The following is an 8,215-nucleotide window of genomic DNA, read 5'->3' as shown; positions in this document are numbered from 1 at the left end:
TTCTCAGCGCCGATGGTAGTTAGGGGCTGTCCCCTTGTGAGAGTAGGACGTTGCCGGGCAAGATAAAAGAGCACATCATTTGTATGTGCTCTTTTTTGTGTATATGAGTTAGTAAATATATGCTCCCCAAAAAAATAACATTGAGAAAATCATAACATTAAGTATAAATTATTGAGTTTGAGGGTTTAATAGAAGATCAAAAAATGAATGATTGAATGGAACCTCATTTGGTTATAACCCAATGAGGTAATGTTTTAGATACTAATAGTGGTCAATATGGCTTTCAAGTGATACGCAAATGACTATGGTGGTTTGATTCAATACTGCCACGATAAATTGTTCCTTGTAGTAAGGCAAATTGATATAAAGGATTTGGAAATCAGCATTATCTTAGTCAGAAAACTGTTGGCTCGTTTAGAAAGGCATTAAATTAACTTTCGTTAGCTCATCACATGTGAGTAAAGAAAGAGCAAGAATGTAATTTGGACTTTTACGATCTCTTTATCTTTCAACAATTGAACCTACAGATTCCTTGAAGAAGTTGATTTATGCATAGTGCTCCGTATGACGAAAGCAACACTGTAGATAGTTTCCCAAAGTAAAAAAACTCCCTAATATTTGTTAAAATAATAGAGAAAATCATAAGATAAGTATAGAAGCAAAAGGGAATTTAAGATAAAATTTCAGGTGTAGTGACTCTTTTTAATTGTTGGACATAATAATTATAATGAGGATCATCTGTTTCGGTATTCACGATTTGTTCCTCACACTGCATACAAATAAAAGAAGTATATAAATGGATACCAGTAGATTGTGATTGTTCACAGATTACACATGTTTTTTCATTAAACGTTTTCACAATGTCACCTCCGTACATTCAATCATAGCCAATGATGATAAAATATATACAATATTTAGAATTTTACTCTCATAAGTGAGTTGTTAACAGTTTATGTTTGTAATCACCAATAGGTGTATGTCTATACAGTAAATTTATAAAAAGGATTTGCGTTCAATGGATCAGAAACAAATGCCGTTAGTTGAAAAATTAATACAGCATATAAAAAGAAAGCCTGAGAATTATCATGTACCTGGTCATAAAGGGGGGAGTCTGCTCACCGGAGTGAATGAGGTTGATGATTATTTTCGACAACTATTACAATTGGATTTGACAGAAATCAGCGGGCTTGATGATCTTCATTCCGCTGAAGAAGTAATCAAAGAAGCTCAATCCTTGCTTGCCGCTTTATACGGGGCTAAAAGAAGTTTTTTTCTTATAAATGGTTCTACTGTAGGTAATTTAGCGATGATTTGTGGCACATTAAAAAGGGGAGACCGTGTGCTTGTTCAACGGAATAGTCATAAGTCTATTTTAAATGGCCTGAGACTTATTGGAGCTGAACCCATTTTTATCCTGCCTGAATTTAACCAGGAATGGGGCATTAATGAAGGTGTCTCCTATACTCATATTGAAGAGGCATTAAGTAAGTATGAAGATATTAAAGCTGTTATTCTTACTTACCCGAGTTATTATGGTACAGTGTATCCATTAGAAGATATTATTGCACTATGCCGTGAAAAAAAAGTATTAGTTTTAGTTGATGAAGCACACGGTGCTCATTTTATAGCGAGTACAAGATTTTTCCCACCCTCAAGTTTACAATTAGGAGCAGATGTCGTTATACAATCTGCCCATAAAACATTGCCAGCATTGACAATGGGGGCCTTTCTTCATATTCAAGGTGATCGGGTGGATGAAGACAGCATACAGGAATATTTAAGTATGTTGCAATCCAGTAGCCCATCTTATGTTATTATGGCTTCATTAGATATGGCTAGATTCTTTGTCAGTCAATATACAGAAGAAGATGGTAAACATTTAGTCCAACGGATAAAAGAATTGAAGGAGAAATTAAGTAATATTGCTGGACTAGCTATTATGCCAACAGATGATCCATTGAAACTGGGATTACAGTTTAAACATATCAGTGGTTATCAACTACAAGAGCTGCTAGAGAAACGAGGTATTTATACAGAGTTAGCTGATCCGTTAAATGTTTTATTTGTACTTCCATTATTAAGGTGTGCCGATGAGGATCGTTTCAGTAAAATTATCGATGCATTGCAAGAAGTTAGTACTGACATTCCCAATGCAGAAAAAGAGGAAAAGGTGAATCCAATTCCATCGCATTCAGAATTAGTAGAGGTACCAGAGGGAGCAATGATTGTTACAGTTCCTTTTGCAAGTGCGATTGGTGAAATTAGCGCACGAATGGTGACACCATACCCGCCTGGTATTCCTTTAATATATAAAGGTGAAAGAATTACAAAAGAGCATATCACTAGTTTGGAAGGTTATTTAAATAAAGGTGCACGAATTCAAAACAGGAAAAACTTAAATCAATCATACATAGAAATATATAAGACAGCGAGGGACAAGGATGACTAAAGGTTACTTTATATCAATTGAAGGTCCAGACGGGGCAGGAAAAACGACGATTACAGAAATGGTTAAGGAACAATTAGAAACAGAAGGATATAATGTAGTACATACGAGAGAGCCTGGTGGAATTGCTATTGCTGAACAGATCCGGGCTGTTATACTGGATCCGAAGAATACAAAAATGGATGCAAGAACAGAGGCGTTACTTTATGCCGCGGCAAGAAGACAACATTTAGTTGAAAAGGTCTTACCAGCCCTTGAAATGGGTAAGATTGTACTATGTGATCGATTTGTTGATAGCTCTATTGCATATCAAGGATTTGCAAGAGGGATTGGTATTGAGGAAGTTTGGTCCATCAATCAGTTTGCCATTGAAAATGCCATGCCTCAATTGACTTTGTACTTCGATATCGCACCAGAACGAGGGTTACAGAGAATTAATCAAAATAAGGGCAGGGAAGTAAACCGTTTAGATTTAGAAGATTTACAGTTTCATCAAAAGGTATATGAAGGGTATGAAATTGTTCGGAAGCAATCTTCTAATCGCATTCAAACTGTAAATGCCGATGCCTCTGTTGAAAAAGTATTTGAACAAACGATGGACATTGTTAGAAAAGCACTTCAAAATAAGGATTAAGCTACTTGGCGAAAAATTCGGTCAGTATATCTCTGTTTGTGCATAGAATAACTGATATAATAGGAGAAAGTAAAGATATAGGAGGGTGGTATGATGAAGCTCGTATTAGCAGTCATACAAGATCAAGATAGTAATAAGTTATCTAAAGCATTAGTAGATCATAATTTTCGTGCAACCAAATTAGCCAGTACAGGGGGATTTTTAAAGTCGGGTAATACAACCTTTTTAATTGGTACGGAAGATATTCGAGTAGACAAATGCTTACAGGTCATTAAGGATAATTGCCAATCGAGAGAGCAACTTGTTGCGCCGGTTTCACCAATGGGTGGTAATGCCGATTCATATATTCCTTACCCTGTTGAAGTAGAAGTAGGTGGAGCAACTGTATTTGTTCTTCCAGTAGAACAATTCCATCACTTCTAAACCTATTTGGAGGCATAAATGAAGATTAATCAAGATTTACGTCTTAATATAGATAATAGAAGGCAAGACAGTAAGCATCCTATTGGATCGCAAGTGCGTTTTAATGATCTTGTGCAAAAAAGTGGTCAAAAAATGCAGATGACACAAATGCAAATGCTTTTAGGTGATATAGAATCAGCTGGACAGAGGGTAGCTAAGTCCAGGAGCTTTAAAGATTTAGCAAAATACAAAATGCTGGTTAAGCGTTTTGTGAAAGAGACTGTTGAGTATGGGTTGGATATTAAGCAATCCCATAGTTGGAATCAACTAGGACAAAGTAGGTCATTGAAAATTGTAGAAACGATTGATGAAAAGCTTGCTCAACTAGCCGATGACCTACTTTTACAAGAGAAAAGTGCCATTGATATTCTTAGTAAAATCGGAGAAATCAAAGGATTATTAATAAATTTATATACGTAAGTGAGTGATCAGCATGACAAAAACATGGGATCAAATAGAAGAATTACAGCCAGTCGTGTTGAAGATGCTTAAAAATAGTTTAAGTAAGGAACGCCTTGCCCACGCTTACCTTTTTGAAGGACTGAAAGGAACAGGAAAAAAAGATACGGGTATGCTTCTAGCAAAGAGTCTTTTTTGCACTGCTCCAATAAATAACTATGTTCCATGTGAAACATGTAATAACTGCAAAAGGATTAATCACTTTAATCATCCGGATGTACATCTTGTTGAGCCGGATGGTCAATCAATAAAGAAGCAGCAGATTCGGTCATTACAGGAAGAGTTTTCAAAACGGGGCGTCGAATCCAGTAGAAAAGTATATATTATCGTTCATGCTGATCGAATGACAACAAACGCAGCTAATAGTTTGCTGAAATTTCTCGAAGAACCGCATATGGATACAACAGCAATTTTATTGACTGAACAATCTCAACGAATGTTACCTACCATATTATCAAGATGTCAAACGATCTCATTTCAGCCAATAGCTGCAAAATTTTTAGTACAACAATTCGTAGATTATGGTGTGAAAGAAAAGTATGCACCATTACTTGCGCAAATTACCCATAATTTGGACGATGCTTTAGCATATAGTAATGATGATTGGTTTGTACAAGCGCAAAAAATAGTGTTAAAATTATACGAAGTACTTAAAAAAAATCCGTTACAAGCGATGGTCACTCTCCAAGAGGAGTGGTTTCCACATTTTAAGGAGAAAGAACATCTGGATTTAGGTTTAGACTTATTACTTCTTTTATTAAAAGATTTGTTATATATACAGCTTGATAAGAGTGATAGGCTCGCCTATACGCATGAGCTAAGCTGGCTAGAACAACACGCGCTTCATACATCTAATAGAAAGTTAACAGAGCAAATGGCTGCAGTTTTAGATGCAAAAAGGAAGCTGCAAGCAAACATGAATGCGCAGCTGTTAATGGAACAGTTAGTGTTAAAGATGCAGGAGGGATCTTCATTTGTATGATGTAGTAGGTGTTCGCTTTAAAAAAGCGGGCAAAATATATTATTTTGATCCCGGTGATCTTCAAATACAAAAGGATGACTTTGTCATTGTCGAGACTGTAAGAGGAGTAGAATACGGTAAAGTTGTCATTGCTCCTAAAAAGGTTGGAGAACATGATGTAGTCCTACCTTTAAAAAAAGTTCTACGTATTGCTGATCAAAAGGATCGTATGATTGTAGAAGAGAATAGACAAGCGGCTAAAGAAGCTTATCAAGTTTGTTTAGAAAAAGTAACTACTCATCAATTAGATATGAAATTGGTGGATGTTGAATATACTTTTGACCGCAATAAGGTCATCTTTTACTTTACTGCTGATGGTAGAGTGGATTTCCGTGAACTAGTAAAGGATTTAGCGGCCATTTTTCGGACAAGAATTGAACTTCGTCAAATTGGCGTTCGTGATGAGGCGAAGATGCTTGGTGGCATAGGTCCATGTGGCAGAATGCTTTGTTGTTCCACTTTTTTAGGTGATTTTGACCCAGTTTCGATTAAAATGGCTAAAGATCAAAATTTATCTTTGAACCCGACGAAGATATCTGGACTATGTGGTCGTTTAATGTGCTGTTTGAAATATGAAAATGACGAGTATGAAGCAGCTAAAAAAGAGCTCCCAGATGTAGGGGAATGGGTGAAGACACCAGAGGGTTCTGGAAGGGTAGTAGGGTTAAATATACTTGAAAGAATTCTACAAGTTAACCTAAAGGAACAGGAAAGAGTGCTAGAATTTACGTTAGACGAAATTAATGAGAATGCCGTGTCAGTTCAATCCACAGATTAATGAGGTGGAATGCTTGGATAAAAAAGAAATCTTTGACTCTGTAGATAATATGGAATCGCAAATCGGTCAATTATATATACAGCTTGGTGAGTTGAAACAGCATCTTGCTGAGGTGTTAGAAGAGAATAACGCATTGAAGTTGGAAAATGAACATTTACGTAGAAGATTAAAGATTACATCTGACCGAGAAAAGAAAAATGAACAGCAGAAGGAAGAAACAGAGAAAGAAAAACTCTTTGATATAGGGGAAGGCTATGACAACCTGGCTAGACTATATCAAGAAGGGTTCCATATTTGTAATCTTCATTTTGGTAGTCCTAGAAAAGATGGGGATTGCTTGTTCTGTTTATCATTTTTAAATAAAAAATAATCGATACCTTCCTTCTAAACAAGGAAGGTTTTTTTAAAGATATAAATTTCATTTTCTAAGTGTAGAGGAATCTTCGGCTTAAGGGGTTTCAACCGATAAAATAAATAGATACGAAGTGTGCTTTTTAGTAATGGAGGAAGAGAAATGGTTATTTTAAAGGGTGATGAAAGGTTAGATCATTTGTTAGCAGAGGGGTTGAGAATTATTCAAAGTCCTTCCGTATTTTCATTTTCGGTTGATGCCGTGTTATTAGCTCGATTCACCTACTTACCTATACAAAAAGGAAATATCATAGATTTATGTAGTGGGAATGGTGTGATACCTTTGTTTTTAAGCGCAAGAACAAAAGGAATGATTACAGGGGTGGAAATACAAGATCGTCTTGTTGATATGGCGAATAGAAGTATTCATTATAATCAACTAGAGAATCAAGTTAAGGTGGTAAAGGGAGATGTTAAAGGCATTGCTCGGCAATTAGGGTATGCTAAGTATGATGTGGTGACATGCAATCCACCTTACTTTCCAGTTGATACCAATAAACATAAAAATGAAAATGAGCATTATGCGATTGCTCGGCATGAGATTCTCTGTACATTAGAAGATACAATTCAGTCAGCTAGTCAACTAGTTAAGCACGGAGGGAAAGTTTCTTTTGTTCATCGCCCAGGTAGGTTGTTAGATATCGTGACATTAATGAGAAAGTATGAGATAGAACCAAAAAGGATTCAACTCGTTTATCCTGAGCAAGGAAAAGAAGCGAATGTGCTTCTAGTGGAAGGCATTAAAAAAGGAAAACCTGACTTAAAAATATTGCCGCCATTGTATATCTATGAGACGTCGGGTGAGTATACAAAGGAAATGAGGTTGATGTTGTATGGAGACTGAAACTCATTACTTTTACGTACTCGAATGCAAAGACGGCACCTTCTATGCTGGATATACAAATAATCTTATGCAAAGGATAGAAAAGCATAATGCTGGGAAAGGCGCTAAATATACAAGGGGAAGAGCCCCGCTAACACTTATTTTTCATCAAATATTTTCTAGTAAGTCAGATGCACAGAAAATGGAATATCGTTTTAAGCGATTGAGTAGACAGAAAAAAATTGAATGGATGAATACCCAAAGAGAAGAAGGTCGGTGAGTAATATGCAACAACAGAAGAGTTTCCATATGGAGAGTGAAAAAGGTATTCTCTACTTAGTGCCAACACCCATAGGTAATCTAGAGGATATTAGCTATCGCAGCTTAAGAATATTAAAGGAAGCCGATTGGATTGCTGCAGAGGATACTAGGAATACAAAAAAACTATGCAACTACTTTGAGATAGAGACACCCATTATTAGTTACCATGAGCATAATAAAGAGAGTAGCGGGTATAAATTAATTGCGAAGTTGAAAGATGGAGAGAAAATTGCGCTTGTGAGTGATGCAGGTATGCCAACCATTTCTGATCCAGGATATGAACTGGTTACTAGTGCCATTGAAGAGAAGCTCACTGTTGTCCCGTTACCTGGTGCGAATGCTGCACTTACAGCATTGATTGCCTCGGGGCTACCAACACAGCCATTTTTCTTTTATGGCTTTTTAAATCGGCAAAAGAAGCAGAAAAAGGCAGAGTTAGAGACGCTTTCAAAAGTATCTTCTACAATCATTCTATATGAATCTCCTCATAGGTTGAAGGAAAGCTTACAGCTCATGTTAGATATCTTAGGCGATCGTTCAATTGTTTTGAGTAGGGAGCTGACAAAGAAGTATGAAGAGTTTATTAGAGGATCGATAAGAGAAGCAGTAGAATGGGCAGGCCAATCTGAAATTCGCGGGGAATTTTGTTTAATTATTGAGGGTTGCAAAGAGCCAGTAGAAGAAAGTAAGTGGTGGGAAGGGTTATCTATTGAAGAGCAAATTACTTATTATATAGAAGAAAAAGGTATGAAAAGTAAGGATGCCATTAAACAAACAGCGCTAGACCGTGATATGAATAAACGAGAGGTATACAAGATTTATCATATTGATGAAGCGTAAAAAAATAGAGACTCGCAAAT

11 protein-coding genes are annotated in these 8,215 nt (G+C 36.4%); 10 read left to right on the top strand and 1 reads right to left on the bottom strand.

Translation table 11 applies throughout. From position 1 onward, the window contains the following. Window positions 1-670 precede the first annotated feature (670 nt). Window positions 671-859: a sigma factor G inhibitor Gin gene (locus U9M49_RS22250; protein WP_233435334.1), complete on the bottom strand. Its 189-nt coding sequence runs from the start codon at window positions 857-859 to the stop codon at window positions 671-673. Window positions 860-1,015: 156 nt separating this feature from the next. Here U9M49_RS22250 and U9M49_RS22245 point away from each other — a divergent pair, with 156 nt between their 5' ends. The 10 genes from U9M49_RS22245 to rsmI all read left to right on the top strand — a co-directional run bounded on the left by U9M49_RS22245 (window position 1,016) and on the right by rsmI (window position 8,195). Continuing rightward, window positions 1,016-2,449, top strand: coding sequence for an aminotransferase class I/II-fold pyridoxal phosphate-dependent enzyme (locus tag U9M49_RS22245; RefSeq protein WP_322910617.1), 1,434 nt, complete (start codon window positions 1,016-1,018; stop codon window positions 2,447-2,449). Next, entirely contained in the window at window positions 2,442-3,080 is a 639-nt protein-coding gene (gene tmk, locus U9M49_RS22240; protein ID WP_095371307.1) for a dTMP kinase, read from the top strand. Before U9M49_RS22245 ends, tmk begins: the two co-directional genes overlap by 8 nt. 93 nt (window positions 3,081-3,173) lie before the next feature. Continuing rightward, window positions 3,174-3,503 carry a cyclic-di-AMP receptor gene (locus U9M49_RS22235; RefSeq protein ID WP_095371306.1) on the top strand — a complete coding sequence of 110 codons (330 nt, stop codon included), beginning with the start codon at window positions 3,174-3,176 and terminating at the stop codon, window positions 3,501-3,503. 18 nt (window positions 3,504-3,521) lie between these two features. Further along, window positions 3,522-3,962, top strand: a complete 441-nt coding sequence (locus U9M49_RS22230; protein ID WP_095371305.1) for a YaaR family protein — start codon at window positions 3,522-3,524, stop codon at window positions 3,960-3,962. Between the two features lie 13 nt (window positions 3,963-3,975). After that, a complete protein-coding gene (gene holB, locus U9M49_RS22225; RefSeq protein WP_095371304.1) occupies window positions 3,976-4,983 on the top strand; it encodes a DNA polymerase III subunit delta' in 1,008 nt (335 codons plus the stop codon). Further along, window positions 4,976-5,800 carry a PSP1 domain-containing protein gene (locus U9M49_RS22220; protein WP_095371303.1) on the top strand — a complete coding sequence of 275 codons (825 nt, stop codon included), beginning with the start codon at window positions 4,976-4,978 and terminating at the stop codon, window positions 5,798-5,800. Before holB ends, U9M49_RS22220 begins: the two co-directional genes overlap by 8 nt. A 13-nt stretch (window positions 5,801-5,813) precedes the next feature. After that, the gene (gene yabA / locus U9M49_RS22215; protein ID WP_095371302.1) at window positions 5,814-6,170 is read left to right on the top strand and encodes a DNA replication initiation control protein YabA; all 357 of its coding nucleotides are present in this window, start codon (window positions 5,814-5,816) and stop codon (window positions 6,168-6,170) included. 144 nt (window positions 6,171-6,314) lie between these two features. Then, a complete protein-coding gene (locus U9M49_RS22210; protein WP_095371301.1) occupies window positions 6,315-7,055 on the top strand; it encodes a tRNA1(Val) (adenine(37)-N6)-methyltransferase in 741 nt (246 codons plus the stop codon). After that, the gene (locus U9M49_RS22205; protein WP_095371300.1) at window positions 7,045-7,314 is read left to right on the top strand and encodes a GIY-YIG nuclease family protein; all 270 of its coding nucleotides are present in this window, start codon (window positions 7,045-7,047) and stop codon (window positions 7,312-7,314) included. The genes U9M49_RS22210 and U9M49_RS22205 overlap by 11 nt, the downstream gene beginning before the upstream one ends. A 5-nt stretch (window positions 7,315-7,319) precedes the next feature. Further along, window positions 7,320-8,195 carry a 16S rRNA (cytidine(1402)-2'-O)-methyltransferase gene (gene rsmI / locus U9M49_RS22200; protein WP_322910618.1) on the top strand — a complete coding sequence of 292 codons (876 nt, stop codon included), beginning with the start codon at window positions 7,320-7,322 and terminating at the stop codon, window positions 8,193-8,195. Window positions 8,196-8,215 lie beyond the last annotated feature (20 nt).

Origin of the sequence: Cytobacillus sp. OWB-43 (genome assembly GCF_034651445.1) — a bacterium.
In the GTDB taxonomy this organism is placed as follows: domain Bacteria; phylum Bacillota; class Bacilli; order Bacillales; family Cytobacillaceae; genus Cytobacillus; species Cytobacillus kochii.
This window is presented reverse-complemented; position numbering and strand designations above follow the sequence as displayed.